At 68.9% G+C, this 17,383-nt stretch carries 12 protein-coding genes; 6 read left to right on the top strand and 6 right to left on the bottom strand.

Features of this window, described 5'->3' with window-relative positions; translation table 11 throughout:
• Positions 1 to 9: 9 nt before the first annotated feature.
• From PHN62_RS04125 to PHN62_RS04110, 4 genes are all read right to left on the bottom strand, one after another.
• The gene (locus tag PHN62_RS04125; protein ID WP_300146726.1) at positions 10 to 3,630 is read right to left on the bottom strand and encodes a hydantoinase B/oxoprolinase family protein; all 3,621 of its coding nucleotides are present in this window, start codon (positions 3,628 to 3,630) and stop codon (positions 10 to 12) included.
• A 109-nt stretch (positions 3,631 to 3,739) separates the two neighbouring features.
• Complete coding sequence (glmM, locus tag PHN62_RS04120; RefSeq protein WP_300146723.1) at positions 3,740 to 5,098, bottom strand: phosphoglucosamine mutase; 1,359 nt, start codon at positions 5,096 to 5,098, stop codon at positions 3,740 to 3,742.
• A 231-nt stretch (positions 5,099 to 5,329) separates the two neighbouring features.
• A complete protein-coding gene (locus PHN62_RS04115; protein ID WP_300146721.1) occupies positions 5,330 to 6,076 on the bottom strand; it encodes an ABC transporter ATP-binding protein in 747 nt (248 codons plus the stop codon).
• Complete coding sequence (locus PHN62_RS04110; protein WP_300146717.1) at positions 6,073 to 7,584, bottom strand: MATE family efflux transporter; 1,512 nt, start codon at positions 7,582 to 7,584, stop codon at positions 6,073 to 6,075. The genes PHN62_RS04115 and PHN62_RS04110 overlap by 4 nt, the downstream gene beginning before the upstream one ends.
• A 569-nt stretch (positions 7,585 to 8,153) precedes the next feature.
• Here PHN62_RS04110 and PHN62_RS04105 point away from each other — a divergent pair.
• From PHN62_RS04105 to PHN62_RS04095, 3 genes are read left to right on the top strand one after another with little or no spacing between them, the layout of a single operon-like run.
• On the top strand, positions 8,154 to 9,167 hold the full coding sequence (locus tag PHN62_RS04105; protein ID WP_300146715.1) for a methionine ABC transporter ATP-binding protein: 1,014 nt from the start codon (positions 8,154 to 8,156) through the stop codon (positions 9,165 to 9,167).
• 4 nt (positions 9,168 to 9,171) lie between these two features.
• A complete protein-coding gene (locus PHN62_RS04100; RefSeq protein ID WP_300146712.1) occupies positions 9,172 to 9,852 on the top strand; it encodes a methionine ABC transporter permease in 681 nt (226 codons plus the stop codon).
• A 28-nt stretch (positions 9,853 to 9,880) separates the two neighbouring features.
• Positions 9,881 to 10,687: a MetQ/NlpA family ABC transporter substrate-binding protein gene (locus PHN62_RS04095; protein ID WP_300146709.1), complete on the top strand. Its 807-nt coding sequence runs from the start codon at positions 9,881 to 9,883 to the stop codon at positions 10,685 to 10,687.
• Between the two features lie 76 nt (positions 10,688 to 10,763).
• Here the strand turns inward: PHN62_RS04095 and PHN62_RS04090 are convergent, their stop codons facing one another.
• Complete coding sequence (locus PHN62_RS04090) at positions 10,764 to 11,996, bottom strand: ROK family transcriptional regulator (RefSeq protein ID WP_300146706.1); 1,233 nt, start codon at positions 11,994 to 11,996, stop codon at positions 10,764 to 10,766.
• A 242-nt stretch (positions 11,997 to 12,238) separates the two neighbouring features.
• Here PHN62_RS04090 and xylF point away from each other — a divergent pair, with 242 nt between their 5' ends.
• The 3 genes from xylF to PHN62_RS04075 all read left to right on the top strand — a co-directional run bounded on the left by xylF (position 12,239) and on the right by PHN62_RS04075 (position 15,535).
• Positions 12,239 to 13,279 carry a D-xylose ABC transporter substrate-binding protein gene (gene xylF, locus PHN62_RS04085; RefSeq protein WP_300146703.1) on the top strand — a complete coding sequence of 347 codons (1,041 nt, stop codon included), beginning with the start codon at positions 12,239 to 12,241 and terminating at the stop codon, positions 13,277 to 13,279.
• Positions 13,280 to 13,401: 122 nt separating this feature from the next.
• The gene (locus PHN62_RS04080; RefSeq protein WP_367186988.1) at positions 13,402 to 14,736 is read left to right on the top strand and encodes a sugar ABC transporter permease; all 1,335 of its coding nucleotides are present in this window, start codon (positions 13,402 to 13,404) and stop codon (positions 14,734 to 14,736) included.
• A gap of 13 nt (positions 14,737 to 14,749) precedes the next feature.
• The gene (locus tag PHN62_RS04075; protein WP_300146700.1) at positions 14,750 to 15,535 is read left to right on the top strand and encodes an ATP-binding cassette domain-containing protein; all 786 of its coding nucleotides are present in this window, start codon (positions 14,750 to 14,752) and stop codon (positions 15,533 to 15,535) included.
• A 56-nt stretch (positions 15,536 to 15,591) separates the two neighbouring features.
• Here PHN62_RS04075 and PHN62_RS04070 read toward each other — a convergent pair whose 3' ends face one another.
• The gene (locus tag PHN62_RS04070; RefSeq protein WP_300146697.1) at positions 15,592 to 17,235 is read right to left on the bottom strand and encodes a fatty acid--CoA ligase; all 1,644 of its coding nucleotides are present in this window, start codon (positions 17,233 to 17,235) and stop codon (positions 15,592 to 15,594) included.
• Positions 17,236 to 17,383: the final 148 nt, after the last annotated feature.

The raw sequence follows: 17,383 nt of genomic DNA, 5'->3' as shown, positions 1-17,383 counted from the left end.
GGCGCCGCCTCAGCCGGGCGTGAAGCCTCCCGGCGTGGGGGTGGTCAGGATCACGGCCTCGCCGGGTTCGAGAACCGTCTGATCGCAGGCTTGCAGGGTTTCCACCTCGCCGGAATTGCGCCGGACCTGCGTCGCGCCGATCTCGCCCGGCCCGCCCGCCCCCAGACCCCGAGGCGCGATCCTCCGGTGCGAGGAGAGGATCGCGCAATCCATGCGCTTGAGGAACCGAATCCGACGCTCGGTTCCGTCGCCGCCGGGGAATTCGCCCGCTCCTCCGGAGCCCTCGCGGATGCGGAATTCCTCCAGCAGGACCGGGAAGCGCAATTCCAGGATCTCGGGATCGGTGAGGCGCGAGTTGGTCATGTGGGTGTGGACGCCCGAGGCGCCCGCGAAGCCGCGTCCGTCGTTCATCCGCCCCGCCGGAGCCCCGGAGCAAATCGTCTCGTAATACTGGAACTCCTCATCGCCGAAGGTGAGGTTGTTCATGGTGCCCTGACTGTTCGCCATGGCCCCGAGGGCGCCGAAGAGGGCGTTGGTCACATGCTGCGAGGTCTCGACGTTTCCGGCCACCACCGCCGCCGGAGACCGCGGCCGCAACATGCAGCCTTCCGGAATGACGATCCGGATCGGCCTGAGGCATCCGGCGTTCATGGGGATGGGCGATTCCACCATCGCCCGGAAGCAATAGAGCACCGCCGCGCGGGCCACCGGCTCGGGGGCGTTGAAGTTGTCCCCGGTCTGGGGCGAGGTGCCGGTGAAATCCACCGTGGCCTCGCGTTTTTCGCGGTCGATGGAGATCTTGACGCGGATCTCGCGGCCCTGATCCGTGGGGTAGACATATTCGGCGTCCTTCAGCCGCGCGACGAGGGCGGCGACCTCTTCGGCGGCGTTGTCCTGGACATGGCCCATGTAGGCCCGCACCACGTCGAGGCCGAAATCCTCGACCATGCGGCGCATCTCGGCGACGCCTCTTGCGTTGGCCGCGATCTGCGCCTTGAGATCCGCGAGGTTGCGCGCCGGATTGCGGCAGGGCCAGGGATGATCCGTGAGAACCTTCATCACCTCGGCTTCGCGGAAGACGCCGCCTTCCACGAGCTTGAGATTGTCGATGAGGACGCCCTCCTGCTCAAGCCGGGTGGCGCGGGGCGTCATGGAGCCGGGCGCGATCCCGCCGACATCCGCATGATGCCCCCGCGAGGCCACCCAGAAGAGGATCTCCGCGCCCGCTTCATCGAAGACCGGCGTGCAGACGGTGATGTCCGGCAGATGGGTGCCGCCGTCATAAGGCGCATTGAGGGCGTAGACCTCGCCGGGGCGGATCTTTCCGGCGTTGCGGCGGATGATCGTCTCGACGGAGCGGTCCATGGAGCCCAGATGCACCGGCATGTGCGGGGCGTTGGCCACCAGAGCGCCGGAGCCGTCGAAGACCGCGCAGGAGAAATCGAGGCGCTCCTTGATGTTCACCGATTGCGCCGTGTTCTGGAGCGTCAGGCCCATCTGCTCGGCGATGGACATGAAGAGGTTGTTGAAGACCTCCAGCAGGATGGGGTCGGCCTCGGTTCCCGCCGCCTTGCGCGGCGCGAGGGGTTCGTGACGCCGGAGCAGAAGATGGTCATGGGCCGTGACGGCGGCGCTCCAGCCGGGTTCGACGACCACCGTCTGGTTGGGCTCGATGATCAGCGCCGGGCCGGGGATCTCGGCGCCGGGAGTCAGGACCTCGCGGCGGAAGATCCCCGCCTCGCGCCATGCCCCCTCCATGAAGACGCGGCGGCTCTCGGCAGGCGCAGGGCGGCCCGGTCGGAGCGGATGGACGGGCTCGGCCTTGCGGGAATCGGCGCTCTCGCGCCCTTCGGCCTCCACGGCCTCGACGATCACACGCTTCTCCGGCGAGGCGAAGCCGAACCGCGCCAGATGATCCGCCTCGAAGGCGGCGCGGGCGGCGGCGGGATCGCCTCCGAAGACCACCGGAAGCGCCGCATCCGAGCCTTCATAGCGCAGATGCAGGATCTCGCGGGCCTCCATGACCTCCGGCGCGAGTCCCTGAGCGGCGAATTCCTCCGCCACGGCGGCCCGGAGTTCGGCGAAGGCCGCCTGCATGAGGGGAAGGCTTCCAGCCTCAAGAGGCGCCTCCACGGCCTTCTGTCGGCTGGCGAAGATGCTGGAGAGCCCGATTCCATAGGCCGAGAGCAATCCTGAAAGCGGATGGATCAGCACGGCCTCCATGCCGAGGGCGTCGGCCACGAGGCAGGCGTGTTGTCCGCCCGCGCCGCCGAAGGCGTTGAGCAGATAGCGCGTGACGTCATGGCCGCGCCGCACCGAGATGGTCTTGACGGCGTTGGCCATGTTGGTCACGGCCACGCGCAGGAAGCCTTCGGCGGCGGCTTCGGGAGTCAGATCCGTCCGGGCGGCGATCCCGGCGAAGCCTTGCGCGGCGGCTTCGCGGTCGAGGGGCTGGTCCTGCTGCGGCCCGAAGATCGCGGGGAAGAGATCCGGCTGAAGCTTGCCGAGCATGACGTTGGCGTCGGTCACGGTGAGCGGTCCGCCGCGCCGATAGCTCGCCGGCCCCGGATCGGCGCCCGCCGAATCCGGCCCGACGCGGAAGCGTCCGTTCTCGGCGCGCAGGATGGAGCCTCCCCCCGCCGCCACCGTATGGACGCGCATCATGGGCGCCCGGATGCGGACTCCGGCCACCTCCGTATCGAAGGCGCGTTCGTAGTCTCCGGCGTAATGGGCGACGTCGGTCGAGGTGCCGCCCATGTCGAAGCCGATGACCTTGCGGAAGCCCGCGATGGCGGCGGTCTCGGCCATGCCGACGACGCCCCCCGCCGGGCCGGAGAGGATCGCGTCCTTGCCCTGGAAGCGCTCGGCGGCGGTCAGCCCGCCCGAGGACATCATGAATTGCAGCGTCGGGCCAGGTTCGCCCGGAGGCGTCGCGCCCAGACGCTCCGCGACCCGCGCCACATGGCGCCTCAGGATCGGCGAGAGATAGGCGTCCGCGACGGTGGTGTCGCCGCGCCCGACCAGCTTCATCAGGGGCGAGGCCTCATGGCTCAGCGAGACCTGGGCGAAGTCCGCCGCCCGCGCGAGATCTCCGGCGAGGCGTTCATGGGCTCCGTCGCGCCAGGCGTGCATGAAGGCCACGGCCACCGCGCCGATCCCCTCGGCCCGCACGCGGGCCAGCCGTTCGGGCAGATCTCCCGGCGCGAAGGGCGTTTCAATCGAGCCGTCGGCCCGAAGCCGCTCCTCGACTTCGATCACCCGCTCGTAAAGCTGTTCGGGGAGGAGGATCTCCTTGGCGAAGATCTCGGGCCGGGCCTGCCAGGCGATGCGCAGGGCGTCGCGGAATCCCTTGGTGACGAGCAGGAGCGTGCGCTCGCCCTTGCGTTCGAGCAGCGCGTTGGTGGCCACCGTCGAGCCCATCCGCACCAGTCCGATGCGCGAAGCGGGCAGGGGATCGCCGCGCGCCGCGCCGAGCAGGAGCCGGATTCCCTCCACGGCGGCGTCTTCATAGGCCTCGGGATTCTCCGAGAGCAGCTTGCGGGCCCGGCGAGTCCCGTCGGGCGCGCGGCCGATCACGTCGGTGAAGGTGCCGCCGCGGTCGATCCAGAAATCCCAGAGGCCTTCGGTCATGATCCGCTCCGCTCCCGTCCTGCAAACCTGTCGGGGTTCATCAAGACGAAAGCGGCGGGGCGGTCAATCCCCTCGGCCTCGGGAGGCCCGGGCCTTCAGGGGGGGGCCTTCAGGAGGTTCGCGCGATCAGGGCCGCGAGCGCCTCCACGATCTCGCGCACGAGTTCGGGATCCTCGTCCTCGGCCATGACCCGGATCAGCGGCTCGGTGCCGGACTTGCGGATGAGCAGCCGTCCATGGCCTTCGAGCCGGGCTTCGGCCTCGGCTATGGCGCTCCTGACCTCCGGCGCGGCGAGGGGATTGGCGCCGGGCGCGTAGCGGGCGTTCTTCAGAAGCTGCGGATAGGGCTTGAAGACCTGTCCGAGCGTGCTGGCCTTCTCGCCCCGGCGGACCATCTCGGCCAGCACCTGGAGCGCCGCGACGAGCCCGTCGCCGGTGGAGGCGAAATCGCCGAAGACGATGTGTCCCGACTGCTCGCCGCCGAGGTTGCATCCGCGCGCGCGCATCTCGGCGACGACGAAGCGGTCGCCGACGCTGGCCCGCACGAGCCCCAGCCCCTGGGCCTTGAGATGCTGCTCCAGGCCCAGATTCGACATGACCGTGGCCACCAGAGCCCCGCCCTTGAGCGCGCCGCGCGCCGCCCAGGATCCGGCGATGAGCCCCATGATCTGGTCGCCGTCGATGACGGCGCCGGTCTCGTCGATGAGATGGACGCGGTCGGCGTCGCCGTCGAGGGCGATTCCGAGATCCGCGCGGGTCTCGACGACTCTGGCGGCGCAGGCCTGGGGCGCGGTGGAGCCCACGCCGTCGTTGATGTTGAAGCCGTTGGGCGCGACGCCGAGCGGAATGACCTCGGCGCCCAGCTCCGAGAGGGCCATGGGCCCGACCTTGTAGCCTGCGCCATTGGCGCAATCGACCACGATCCGCAGCCCGTCGAGGCTCAGTTCGCGGGGGAAGGTGTTCTTGACGAACTCGATGTAGCGGGCGTGGGAATCGTCGAGATGCGTATGGCGGCCCATGGCGCGGGGCTCGACGAAGGCGGAGTCCGGCACGCCCGCGTCCATCAGGGCGGAGATCGCCGCCTCCTGGGCGTCGGAGAGCTTGAAGCCGTCGGCGCCGAAGAGCTTGATGCCGTTGTCATGGAAGGGGTTGTGCGAGGCGGAGATCATCACGCCCAGATCGGCCCGCAGCGACTTCACCAGCATGCTCACCGCCGGAGTCGGCAGAGGCCCCAGCGACCAGACGTCGAAGCCCATGGCCATGAATCCCGCCGCCACGGCGGATTCCAGCATGTAGGAGGACCGGCGCGGATCCTTGCCGATGACGACGCGTCGGCGGTCTCCTCCTTCTCCTGCGAAGATGCTGCCTGCGGCCTGGCCGAGGCGCAGGGCCATTTCGGCGGTGATGGGATGGGCGTTGGCTCGCCCGCGGACGCCGTCGGTGCCGAAATATCCTCGGCCGCCTGTCATGTCTGATCGGTGAATTTTCCGCTCCCTGGATCCTGTCCGCGCCGCGACGAGCGCGACGGAACGTGGCGATGCTGGAGCCGACTCCTCCCGGCCCCGCGGAGATCCGGAGCAGGAATCCGGAGGCGGGCAGGGGTCGGCTCTGGCGGCAATCTATTGCAAAAACCCCATCACGCAATCCCGCCATCCGGATTCGCCGGAATTCCCGGGCGGATCTCGTCCCGATCCCGTTCGTCAGATCACGTCGAGCGGCTGGAGCACGAAGCCCTGATCCGTCCGGGCGCTCCAGGCGGTGACGCCGAAGACCCGCGCCAGATTGCCGGGCGTCAGGGCCTGGTCGGGCGGCCCGTCGGCCAGGATCCGGCCTTCGCGCAGCAGGATCAGCCGCGTGCAGTGCCGCGCCGCGAGGCCGAGATCATGCAGCGAGGCCAGAACGGCGGCGCCCTCGGCGGCGCGGCCCGCGAAGACCCGCATGGCCGAGATCTGCGCCGCCGGATCCAGCCCCGCGGCGGGCTCGTCGGCGATCAGGAGGGGGGTCTCCTGAGCCAGAAGGCGCGCCATGAGGACGCGGGCCTGTTCGCCGCCGGAGAGCTCGTCGGCGCGGCGTCCGCGCAAGTCTCCGAGGTTCAGCGCGGCCAGAGCCCTCTCCACGGCGGCGCGGTCGGCTTCGGCGGCGGCCTCCGGACGGGCGAGCCGTCCGAGCGCCGCGACCCGCTCCACGGACATGGGCCAGGCGATCTCGCGCGCCTGGGGCATGAAGGCGGCGGCTCTGGCCCGGGCCGCCGGCGACAGGTCCGCCAGAGAGGAGAAGCCTTCCGCAGGCTGGAGTCCGAGCGCGGCCCGGAGCAGGGTGGTCTTGCCCGCGCCGTTGGGCCCGAGCAGCCCGACGAATTCGCCCGGCCCGATCTCCAGATCTATTCCCTTGAGCACGGGCCTTCCGTTGCGAAGGACGCTCAGGCCCCGGAGCTTGAGCAGGCTCATGAGGCTTCCCCTTCGCGCAGCGGCGGCGCGTTGCCCGCCAGCGGACTGCCCGGAGGCGCCGCCTCGGAGTAGAGCGCCGCCGCCGGAGGCCGCGCGTCGGGGATGGCGGCGGCGCGCAGCCTCATGTCGCGCTCCTTGCGCCAGCCGCCGTAGCGGTAGAGGAGGATCGCCATGACCATGGTCGCGACCATGGCCGCCGGGAAGCTCAGCCAGAGGGCGTCCGGGCCGATCAGGCCCTGAAGGCCCCAGGCGAAGCCGAGGCGGACCGGAAACATCGAGACGAAGAGGATCGCCAGCGGCCAGAGCACCTGTCCGTTGGCGCGCACCGTGGCGAAGAGCACCATGGTCACGCCGAAGGGGATGAAGCCCCATGTGGCGATCCGCACGATGTGCTGTCCGATCTCGGCGGCGGCTCCGCCCTGGCCGAGGAAGAGCTCCAGAGCGGCGCGCTCGACCAGCAGCAGAAGCAGCACCAGCCCGCCCGTCAGGGCGAGGTTGAAGCCCACCCCCACCTGAGCGATGCGCCCGACGCGGTCCCATCTTCCGGCGCCGATGTTCTGGGCGGTCATGGCGCTGACCGCCGCGCCCAGGGCCATGGCGGGCATCTGCACGTAGGTCCAGAGCTGCTGGGTGGCGCCGAAGGCGGCTGTGGTGTCCACGCCGCGCCCGTTGATGAGGGTCATCATCGCCAGCATGGAGCCCGAGACGACGATCATCTGGATTCCCATCGGCAGGCCCTTGGCCAGCATGAGCCTCAGGATGGCGCCGTCGGGGCGCAGATGCCCGAGCTCCGCCCCGCGCAGCCTCAGGGGCAGGTCGCGCGCATAGACGTAGGCGAGCATGGCCGCGAGGCTGGCGTAGCTGCCGACGGCGGTCGCCAGGGCCGAGCCGCCGACGCCCATCGCCGGAAAGGGCCCCAGCCCGAGGATGAAGACCGGATTCAGGAAGACGTCGAGAACCGCGGCCATGGCCATGAAGATCAGCGGCGTGACGGCGTCTCCTCCGCCGCGCAGGATCATCATGAGCATGGTCATGAGGAGGAAGGCGGGCAGGGCGAGGAAGGTGACCTTCAGGAAGTCCCGGGCCAGAGGCTCGATCTCGGGCGCGACGCCCAGCACGCCCAGCACATGCGGCGCCACGAACCAGCCGACCGCCGCCAGCAGCAGCGAGACCGGCAGGAAGGCGCCGACCGCCGTCCCGACCACCCTGCGGGCGGAGTCCAGATCTCCGCGCCCGACCGCCTGTCCGACGAGGATCGTCGAGGCCATGCCGAAGCCGAAGACGAAGGCCGTCAGCAGGAACATGACGAGGTTGCCGTTGGCGGTGGCCGCGACGGCGGATTCTCCGATCAGCCGCCCGACCCAGATCGTGTCTATGGAGCCGTTGGCGGATTGCAGGATCGACGAAGCGAGCGTGGGCAGGGCGAAGGCCAGCAGGGTGGGGCCTATCGGGGCCGTGACCAGATCGTTCCCGGGTTTCAACTCGGGCCTGGGTTTCAACTCGGGCAAGTTCGGGTCTCCATGCGGCCGGGAGGGCCGGTCGGGAATCTGGCATGCGGGAGGGTCGGCTTCAATCCATGCGGCTTCAATCCATGCGGCTTCACGAGAAGGACGATGGTCCGCTGCGTCATTTCGCCCCTGCGGCAGGGCCGCGCCGCGCCGGGATCCGTCGAGGGCGTCCGTCTGCGGATCCGGCGCGGGCAGGGTGCCGAGGCGAGGGGTTCCGCCGGGAGGCCCGCGCCCAGCCAGGAGAGGGCGGATTTCTCGAAAGATAGGAAATTCAGGATCTTGAGGAGAACCCGCCCTTCAGGAAGGTTTCCGGATTCCCGGAGTCTCCGCCCGCGCGACGCGTCTTGCGCTCCCTGGCCGCTCCTCCTCCGTCTCCTGGTGCGGAGGGCGCGGAAGGCTCCTGCTTATGCGGATATCGCATGAAGATAGGGCGCTTGAGCATTGGACGCCCGCCCGGCGGCGTGCGAGCCAGGGTCCAGGCTTCATCTTCAGGGGATCTCCCGGGGGCCCGACGTCCTGGCCCATGGCGCGGCGGCGCCGGGCTTGCGGACGTCGCAGACATCGCAGACATGATCACGCTCGACCAGGTTTCGAAAATCTATCACGCGGGCGGCCGCAGGATCGCCGCCGTGGACGAGGTGAGTCTGGCCATCCCCGCCGGAAGGGTCACGGGGATCATCGGCCAGAGCGGCGCGGGGAAAAGCACGCTCATCCGCATGCTGAACGGTCTGGAGAAGCCTTCCTCCGGTTCGGTTCTGGTGGCGGGGCGCGACATGGGCCGGGCCTCCGGAGCGGAGCTGCGCAAGGCGCGGCTCAAGATCGGGATGATCTTCCAGCATTTCAATCTGCTCTGGTCGCGGACGGCGCGCGCCAACGTGGCCTTCGCGCTGGAGATCGCCGGAATCCCCCGCGCCGAGCGGCGCGCCCGGGTCGAGGAGCTGCTCCGGCTGGTGGGTCTGGAGGGCCGCGAAGACGCCTATCCCGCGCAGCTCAGCGGCGGACAGAAACAGCGCGTGGGAATCGCGCGGGCTCTGGCGAACGCTCCGGACCTGCTCCTCTGCGACGAAGCCACCTCGGCGCTGGACCCCCAGACCACCGACCAGATTCTGGATCTCCTCTCCGAGATCAACCGCCGCCTCGGGCTGACCATCGTGCTGATCACCCATGAGATGCATGTGGTGCGCCGCATCTGCGATCATGTGGCGGTGATGGAGGCCGGGCGCGTCGTGGAGGAGGGCCTCGTCTCCGAGGTCTTCGCCGCGCCGAAGCAGCCGATCACCCGCCGCTTCATCCGCCAGACCGCGGAGGAGGGCGGCTTCGATCCGGCCCTTGCGCCGCCCGAGGGCGCGCTTCTGCGCCTGACCCATGCGGCCGAGGGCGGCGAGGCGCAGGCCTCCGCCTTCTCCGAGGCGGTTCTGAAGCTCGGGCTGCGGGCGAATCTGCTGCAGGCCCGCCTGATCCAGACTCCGGAGGGCCCTTCCGGCGAGATCGTGGCCCATCTGCCCGATCCGTCTCAGGCGCGTCCTCTGGCCGGATTCCTCGCGGCGCGCGGGATCGGCGTCGACATCCTGCGGGAGGCCTGAAGCCATGCTCGCCGAATGGATCTCCGCATGGCTGCCCAACGTGCGCCTCGCGCCTCTGCTCAAGGCGACGGAGGACACGCTCTACATGACCGCCATGGCGGGAGCGGCGGTCTTCGTGCTCGGGCTTCTGCTCGGGACGGCGCTCCATCTGACTTCGCCGGGGCGGCTGCTGGCCAACCGGCCCCTCTATTGGGCGCTCTCGACGCTGACGAACGTCTTCCGCGCGATTCCCTTCATCATCCTGCTGGTGCTGCTGATTCCCTTCACGCGGGCGGTGGTGGGCACGATCCTCGGGGTGAACGCGGCGCTTCCGGCGCTGATCTTCGGGGCGGCGCCCTTCTACGCGCGCCTCGTGGAGCTGGCCTTCCGCGAGGTGGACCGCGGCGTCATCGAGGCCACCCGCGCCATGGGCGGCGGCATAGGAACGGTCGTCTTCCGGGTGCTGATCCCTGAGGCGGCTCCGGCTCTGGTCTCCGGCCTGACGGTCACGCTGATCGCGCTGGTGGGCTATACGGCCATGGCGGGCGCCATCGGAGCGGGCGGCCTCGGACATCTCGCCTATCTCGAAGGATTCCAGCGCAGCCGTCGCGACGTGACCCTGGCGGCCACTCTGGCGGTGCTGCTGATCGTCTTCGTCATCCAGTTTCTCGGCGACCGCCTCGCGCGGCGCCTGGACAAACGCTGACTCTCTCTTGAGTCTCAAGGAGTTCATCATGTTGAACCGCATCTTCGCCGCGACTTTCGCTTCGGTTCTGGCGCTGGCCGGTCCCGCCTTCGCCCAGACCAAAATCACGGTGGGCGCCTCGCCGGTGCCGCACGCCGAGATCCTTGAATTCGCCAAGCCGCTGCTGGCGGAAAAGGGCGTGGATCTGAACGTCGTCGTGTTTCAGGACTACATCCTGCCCAACACCGCCCTCGTCGGCGGCGACATCGACGCCAATTATTTCCAGCACGTTCCCTATCTGAACGAGGTGCTTGCGGATAACCCCGACTACAAGCTGGTCGATGCGGGCGGCGTGCATGTCGAGCCCATCGGCATCTACTCGAAGCGCTGGAAGAGCCTCTCCGAGCTGCCGCAGGACGGCCGCGTGATCCTGCGCGATTCCGTGGCCGAGGAAGGCCGCATCCTCGCGATCTTCCAGCGCGAGGGCGTGGTGAAGCTGAAAGAGGGCGTCGAGGCGGCGGCGGTGCGGATCTCCGACATCGCGGAGAATCCGAAGAACCTGACTTTCCTGCCGGACATCGAGGCGGCGCTCCTGCCGCAGGTCTACGCCAACGACGAAGCCGACGCCGTGACCATCAACGCCAATTACGCGCTCGGCGCGGGACTGGACCCGGTCAAGGATCCCATCGCCGTCGAGAGCGCCGAGGGCAATCCCTACGCCAACATCGTGACCGTGCGCGAAGGCGACGAGACCCGTCCGGAGATCGTCACGCTGGTCGAGGTGCTGAAGTCCGAGCCGGTGCGTCAGTTCATCCTCGACACCTACAAGGGCGCGGTGGTTCCCGTCGCCGAGTGAGCTCCGGAGGCCCTTGCGCTCCTTGCGCAGGGGCTTCGCGGCTTCCGGCGGCGGCTTCCGGCGGAGGGGATTCCGCTCAGGCTTCCCCTCCGCGCGCGCCCGCCGCGGCCTCCTCGTCGAGGGCGCGCAGGGCGGCTGCGGCTCCGCCTTCGAGGATCAGGCTGAACTCGTCGGGATGCAGGCTGAATTCGAGGTCTTCCGCCTCCGCCAGCCCCGTCGCCCCCGCGAGAGCCTTGCGGATCTCCGGCTCCATCAGGTCGAAGGCCAGAGAGCCCGCCCCCACCAGAGCCACAGGCGTCGGATCGAGCAGCGTGAAGAGATTGCGCAAGCCGTATCCGATGGCGCGTCCCGCCGCCTCGAAGGCTTCGCGTTCGGGTCCCGGCCCGGCGCGGGCGAGCGCCGCCAGAGGCGCCTGAGCTTCGTGATCCTCTCCGGATTCGGGCGGCGTCTGATCGGGGAGTCCCCGCGCGCGGCGCAGGATGGCGTAGCTTCCCGCATAGGCCTCGACGCAGCCGCGTCCGCCGCAGCGGCAGAGCGCCCCCTCCGGCTGATAGACCATATGTCCGAACTCCATCGCCGAACTGCGGGCGCCGAGGAAGGGCGCGCCCTGCAGATGCAGCCCCATGCCCACGCCATGCGAGAGCAGGATGGCGGCGAAATCCCCGGCGTGACGCTTGGGCTCGCGATTGCGCAGGCCCTGCACGATGGCGGCGCAGTCGTTGGCCACGAAGACCGGCGCGGCGAATTCGGCCTCCAGACGGGCGGCGAAAGGGATGTCGCGCTCATGGGTGACCGGCGACCAGATCATGCGCGTCCCTGCGGCGTCGGTCACGCCCTGCACGCCGAGCGAGATCCGGATCGGCGCGCGCGGAGTCGGGCCCTGGGCGAGGGTCTCGCGGATCGCGTCGGCCGTGGCCTCCAGCAGGGCGCCGGGCGGCGCGGCCAGACTGTCGAAGCGCCGGGCGGCCTCCGCGACGGAGCCTCCGGCGTAATCGATCCGCCGGGCGAGGATCTGGTTCAGCGTGACCGAGAGGACGACCGCCGTCCCCGCCCGGGGATCGGGCCGCAAGGCCACCTGCGGACGCCCCCGCTTGAGGGTTGAGCCCGGCGTCTCCTCCTGCATGGCCTCTTCGAGGATTCCCTCCGCCAGCAGCGCCGCCGAGATGGTCGAGACGCTGGCCGGACTGAGCCGCGTGCGGGCGGCCAGCTCCGTGCGTGAGAGACCCCCCTCGCGCCGCAGGGCGGCGAGGATCAGGCCGCGGTTCTGACGGCGCAGATCATCCGGACGCGCGACTTTGCGGAGCGCCAAATCCTGTCCTCCATGCTGGCCCTCCTGCGTGGCCGCGGTTCATGCTGCATTGCGAATTTTCTGTTGCGGAGCAATATGTTCGCCGACCCCGATTTCGAGATTGACAGGAATTCCTTTTGCCGTCACTCTTTATTTCGAGCCTCGAAAAAAAGAGGACGAGCCAGAGCCGCCGCCGCCCGGAGGGCGCGCGAGGCTTCGGGGAACCACAAGCGCCTGACGGCGCCGGGAGGAAGATTTTCGTCATGAGAAAGACCGCCACCGCCCTCGCGGGCGCCATCCTCGCCCTTTCCTTCGCCGCTCCGGCCCTGGCCGCGGGCAAGACCATCGGCGTCTCCTGGTCGAACTTCCAGGAAGAGCGCTGGAAGACCGACGAAGCCGCCATCAAGGCCGCCGTCGAGGCCGCCGGAGACACGTACATCTCCGCCGACGCCCAGTCCCAGCCGGGCAAGCAGCTGACCGACGTCGAGGCGCTGATCGCCCAGGGCGCGAACGCGCTGATCATCCTCGCGCAGGATTCGAGCGCCATCATTCCGGCGGTCGAGAAGGCCGTCGCCGAGGGCGTTCCGGTGGTGGCCTACGACCGCCTGATCGAGCATCCGGAAGCCTTCTACATCACCTTCGACAACCGCGAAGTGGGCCGGATGCAGGCGCGCGGCGTGTTCAAGCATGTGCCGGTCGGCAATTACGTCTTCATCAAGGGCAGCTCGACCGACCCCAACGCCGACTTCCTCTTCGCGGGGGCGATGGACGTGCTCGGCGAATCCATCGCGGCCGGGCATATCAAGAGCGTCGGCGAGGCCTACACCGACGGCTGGCTGCCCGCCAACGCCCAGCGCAACATGGAGCAGTTCCTGACCGCCAACGACAACAAGGTCGACGCCGTGGTGGCCGCCAACGACGGCACCGCCGGCGGCGTGGTGGCGGCGCTTCAGGCTCAGGGTCTTGCGGGCTCGGTTCCGGTCTCCGGACAGGACGCCGACCATGCGGCCCTGAACCGCGTGGCGCTCGGAACCCAGACGGTTTCGATCTGGAAGGACTCGCGCGACCTCGGCAAGGCGGCGGCGGAGATCGCCGTGCAGCTCGCCGACGGAACCGCCCTCGACGCGGTTCCGAATGCGGTGAAGTTCAGCGGCGGCGCGGCGGGCGTCGAGCTGAATTCGATCTTCCTCAAGCCGGTGGCGATCACCCGCGAGAATCTCGGCGACATCATCGCCGCCGGATGGGTGAGCAAGGCCGTGGTCTGCCAGGGCGTGCCCGCCGGAACCGCTCCCGCCTGCGATTGAGCCTCGGTCCGGCCTTCCGGACGTGAGACGCGCGGCCGGATCCTGAACAGATCCGGCCGTTTCCCCATCAGGACGAGACGGAGCGCGCGCAAGGCGCGCAGCCTCCGCCATGGGAGGACAGGATGAACCAGACGGCGGGCGGAGCGCCCGACCGCGCGATCCTCGCGCGAGCGAACCGGGCGGCGGGAGATCTGGCGCGGTTCTCGGGGCGGGCCTTCAGGGCCATGGAGATCGACACGCGTTTTCTCGGCATGATCGCCGCCTTGCTGATCATCTGGATCGGCTTCGACCTTCTGTCCGGCGGACGCTTCCTGACGGCGCGCAATCTCTGGAATCTGTCGGTGCAGTCGGCTTCCGTGGCGATTCTGGCCACGGGCATGGTGCTGGTCATCGTCACGCGCAACATCGACCTGTCGGTGGGCTCTCTGCACGGCTTTCTGGCGATGGTCATGGGGGTGGTGCAGGCGCGCTATCTGCCGGAGATCCTCGGCTTCGGACATCCGGCGATCTGGTTCGTCACGCTGATGGCGGGGGTGCTGCTCGGGGCTGTGGTCGGAGGGCTGCAAGGCTTCCTCATCGCCTATCTGAGCATTCCGGCCTTCATCGTGACTCTGGGGGGGCTGCTCGTCTGGCGCGGGGCGGCCTGGTGGGTGACCTCGGGACAGACCGTCTCGCCGCTGGATTCGCGCTTCATCCTGATGGGCGGCGGTCCGCGGGGAGCCATCGGCGACGTCGCGACCTGGGTTCTGGCCGCTCTGGCCTGTCTGGCGCTTCTGCTGCTTCAGGCCGCCGCGCGTCGCCGCAAGCGGCGTTTCGGCTTCCCGACGCGCCCCGTCTGGGCCGAGGCCCTGATGGCGGCGCTCGGCTGCGGAGCGGTCTTGGGCGCGGCGGCGGTGGCCAACGCCTATTACTGGCCCGCCGGAACCGTGCGCCAGTGGGCTGCGGCCAATGACGTGATCATTCCTGCGGGCGGCTTGCAGATTTCGCATGGAATCGCGGTTCCGGTGCTGATCGCTCTGGCGGCGGGTGTGGTCATGACCTTCGTGGCGCGGCGGACCCGCTTCGGGCGCTACGTCTACGCCATCGGCGGCAATCCCGAGGCGGCGGAGCTGGCGGGCGTCAACACCCGCTGGGTGACGATGAAGATCTTCATGATCATGGGCGTGCTCTGCGCTCTGGCCGGAGCGGTGGCCTCGGCGCGCCTGCAATCGGCGACCAATTCGCAGGGCACCCTCGACGAGCTTCTGACCATCGCCGCGGCGGTGATCGGCGGGACGTCTCTGGCGGGCGGCGCGGGAACCATCGCGGGGGCGATGCTCGGGGCCCTGCTCATGCAGTCTCTGTCTTCGGGGATGATCCTGCTCGGGCTGGACGCGCCCTTGCAGAACGTGGTGGTTGGTCTGGTTCTGGTGGCGGCGGTCTGGCTGGACACGCTCTACAAGCGCCGTGCGGGTTGAGGGAGGAGCCGTCATGAACGCTCATGTCGAAGACCGGACTCCGCTCGTCGAGATGGAGGAGATCTCGATCTCCTTCGGCGGCGTCCACGCCGTGGAGCGCGCTTCCGTGAACCTTTATCCCGGCGAGGTGGTGGCTCTGCTCGGGCATAACGGCGCGGGGAAATCCACGCTGATCAAGATCCTCTCGGGGGCCTATCGCCGCGATTCCGGCGTGATCCGCATCCGGGGCGAAGAGGCGAGGATCGAGAATCCCCGCGACGCCAAATCCTATGGCATCGAGACGATTTATCAGACCCTCGCCCTCGCGGACAACGTGGATGCGGCGGCCAATCTCTACCTCGGGCGCGAACTGCTCACCCGCTGGCGCACTCTGGACGACGCCGCCATGGAGGCCAGGGCCCGCGAGGTGATGGGGCGTCTGAATCCGCGTTTCCAGCGCTTCAAGGATCCGGTGAAGACCCTTTCGGGCGGCCAGCGCCAGAGCGTTGCCATCGCGCGGGCGATCCTCTTCAACGCGCGGATCCTCATCATGGACGAGCCGACGGCGGCGCTCGGGCCTCAGGAGACGGCGCAGGTCGGCGAGCTCATCCAGCATCTCAAGAGCGAGGGCGTGGGGGTCTTCCTGATCAGCCACGACATCCACGACGTCTTCCACCTCGCCGACCGCGTGACCGTGATGAAGAACGGCCAGGTCGTCGGCACGGGCCGCGTGGAGGATCTGACGAAAGACGAGGTGCTGGGGATGATCATCCTCGGCAAATGCCCGCCCGGCGCCACGCCCGGCCCCGGCGCGGCCTGAAGTCCCCTGCGGATCGGGGGAGCGCGGTTCGGGGCCGCGCTCCCGGGCGAGGCCCTTCAGGCGCTCTGGCCGTAGGCGGCGCGCATCACCTTCTTGTCGAGCTTGCCGACGCTGGTCTTGGGCAATTCGGCCACGAAGACGATGCGGTCCGGCGCGGCGAAGCGCGAGATCAGGCCGCGCTCCGCGAAGCCGAGGAGATGGGCCTTCAGCTCGGCCTCCGAGACCTCGACGCCGGATTTCGCGACCACCACCGCCAGCGGACGCTCGGTCCATTTCGGATCGGGCACTCCGATGACCGCGGCCTCGGCCAGCTTGCCGGATTTCAGCAAAATATCCTCGACGTCCAGCGAGGAGATCCATTCGCCGCCGGTCTTGATGACGTCCTTCAGGCGGTCGGTGACCTTCACATAGCCATGTTCGTCGATGACGCCGATGTCTCCGGTGTGGAGCCAGCCGCCCGCCCAGAGCTTTTCGGAGTTCTCCGGATCATGCAGATAACCCTGCGTCAGCCAGGGCGCCCGCACGACGATCTCGCCTTGCGAGACTCCGTCATGGGGCAGGTCGTTCATGGCCTCGTCGACGATCCGCAGATCCGCCAGCCGCACCGGACGCCCCGTCTTGCAGCGGATCTCCGCCTGACGGTCGAGGTCCCAGTCCATCCATTCGGGCTTCAGGCGGCTGAGGGTGAGGATGGGGCAGGTCTCGGACATGCCGTAGCCGGTGAAGACGTCGATTCCGCGCTCCAGAGCCTCCTTCGCGAGGCTCTGCGGCAGGGAGGCCCCGCCGATGATCATCTTGAGCCGCGAGAGATCGACGCTCGCCGCGCGGGGATGCGAGAGCATCATGTTCAGGATGGTCGGGACGCCATGTGTGAAGGTGACCTTCTCCGTCTCGATGAGGTTCAGCAGCTTCTCCGGCAGGACGCGCCCCGGATAGACCTGCCGCGCGCCGAGCATGGTGGCGATGTAGGGGAATCCCCAGGCGTGGACATGGAACATCGGCGTGATGGGCATGTAGACGTCTTCGGCGTCGAAGCGGCCATGGGCGCCGCAGGAGATTTCTCCGCCCACGCCCAGCGTATGGGCCACAAGCTGCCGGTGGCTGAAATAGACGCCCTTGGGCAGGCCGGTGGTGCCGGTGGTGTAGAAGGTGGTGGCGCGCGCGTCCTCGTCGAGATCGGGGAAGGCGAAGTCCGGCGCGGCTCCGGCGAGGAGGCTTTCGTAATCGGTCGCGAGGGGCAGGGCGGTCTTCGGAGCCGCGGCGTCCTCGCGCAACAGGACGAGCTTCGGCTTGCGCTCGACCCGCTCCCAGATCTGTTCGAGGACGGGCAGGAATTCGGCGTTGACGAGAATCACGTCGTCCACGGCGTGATTGATCGTGTAGAGGATCTGCTCCGGCGAAAGACGGATGTTCACCGTATGCAGCACCGCGCCCATCATCGGAACCGCGAAGAAGGCTTCGAGATAGCGGTTGCTGTCCCAGTCCATGACCGCGACCGTGTCCCCGGAGTTCACGCCGAGTCCGTTCAGGCCCGAGGCCAGCCGCTTCACGCGGGCTTCGAGGTCGCGATAGGTCATGCGCCTGTCGCCATAGGCGATGGTCTGGTCCGGCGCGCGCCAGAGGCCGGTTTCGAGGATCCGCCTGATGAGCATGGGATAGGCGTAGGCTGAAGGCGAACGGACGATCGGATCTTGCGGCAAGGCGGTTCCTCCGGGCCCGTGATGCGGGCGGCCTGCTGTTGTCATGCGCGCTCCGGCGCGACGGCGGCCCTCCTGCGAGGATTCCGACGCGCGCGCCTCGGGCGCCGCCCAGAGGACGCAGAAGAATGGCCGCAGGTCAATCCGGTCG

Source organism: Neomegalonema sp. (genome assembly GCF_028688855.1).
In the GTDB taxonomy this organism is placed as follows: domain Bacteria; phylum Pseudomonadota; class Alphaproteobacteria; order Rhodobacterales; family Rhodobacteraceae; genus Neomegalonema.
The sequence above is the reverse complement of the archived record's forward strand: the minus strand, read 5'-3'. Positions and strand labels throughout refer to the sequence as shown.

Coding starts and splice junctions, on each gene's coding strand:
- PHN62_RS04125 (WP_300146726.1), bottom strand. CDS start 3,630: ATGACCGAAGGCCTCTGGGATTTCTGGATCGACCGCGGCGGCACCTTC.
- glmM (WP_300146723.1), bottom strand. CDS start 5,098: ATGACAGGCGGCCGAGGATATTTCGGCACCGACGGCGTCCGCGGGCGA.
- PHN62_RS04115 (WP_300146721.1), bottom strand. CDS start 6,076: ATGAGCCTGCTCAAGCTCCGGGGCCTGAGCGTCCTTCGCAACGGAAGG.
- PHN62_RS04105 (WP_300146715.1), top strand. CDS start 8,154: ATGATCACGCTCGACCAGGTTTCGAAAATCTATCACGCGGGCGGCCGC.
- PHN62_RS04100 (WP_300146712.1), top strand. CDS start 9,172: ATGCTCGCCGAATGGATCTCCGCATGGCTGCCCAACGTGCGCCTCGCG.
- PHN62_RS04095 (WP_300146709.1), top strand. CDS start 9,881: ATGTTGAACCGCATCTTCGCCGCGACTTTCGCTTCGGTTCTGGCGCTG.
- xylF (WP_300146703.1), top strand. CDS start 12,239: ATGAGAAAGACCGCCACCGCCCTCGCGGGCGCCATCCTCGCCCTTTCC.
- PHN62_RS04080 (WP_367186988.1), top strand. CDS start 13,402: ATGAACCAGACGGCGGGCGGAGCGCCCGACCGCGCGATCCTCGCGCGA.
- PHN62_RS04075 (WP_300146700.1), top strand. CDS start 14,750: ATGAACGCTCATGTCGAAGACCGGACTCCGCTCGTCGAGATGGAGGAG.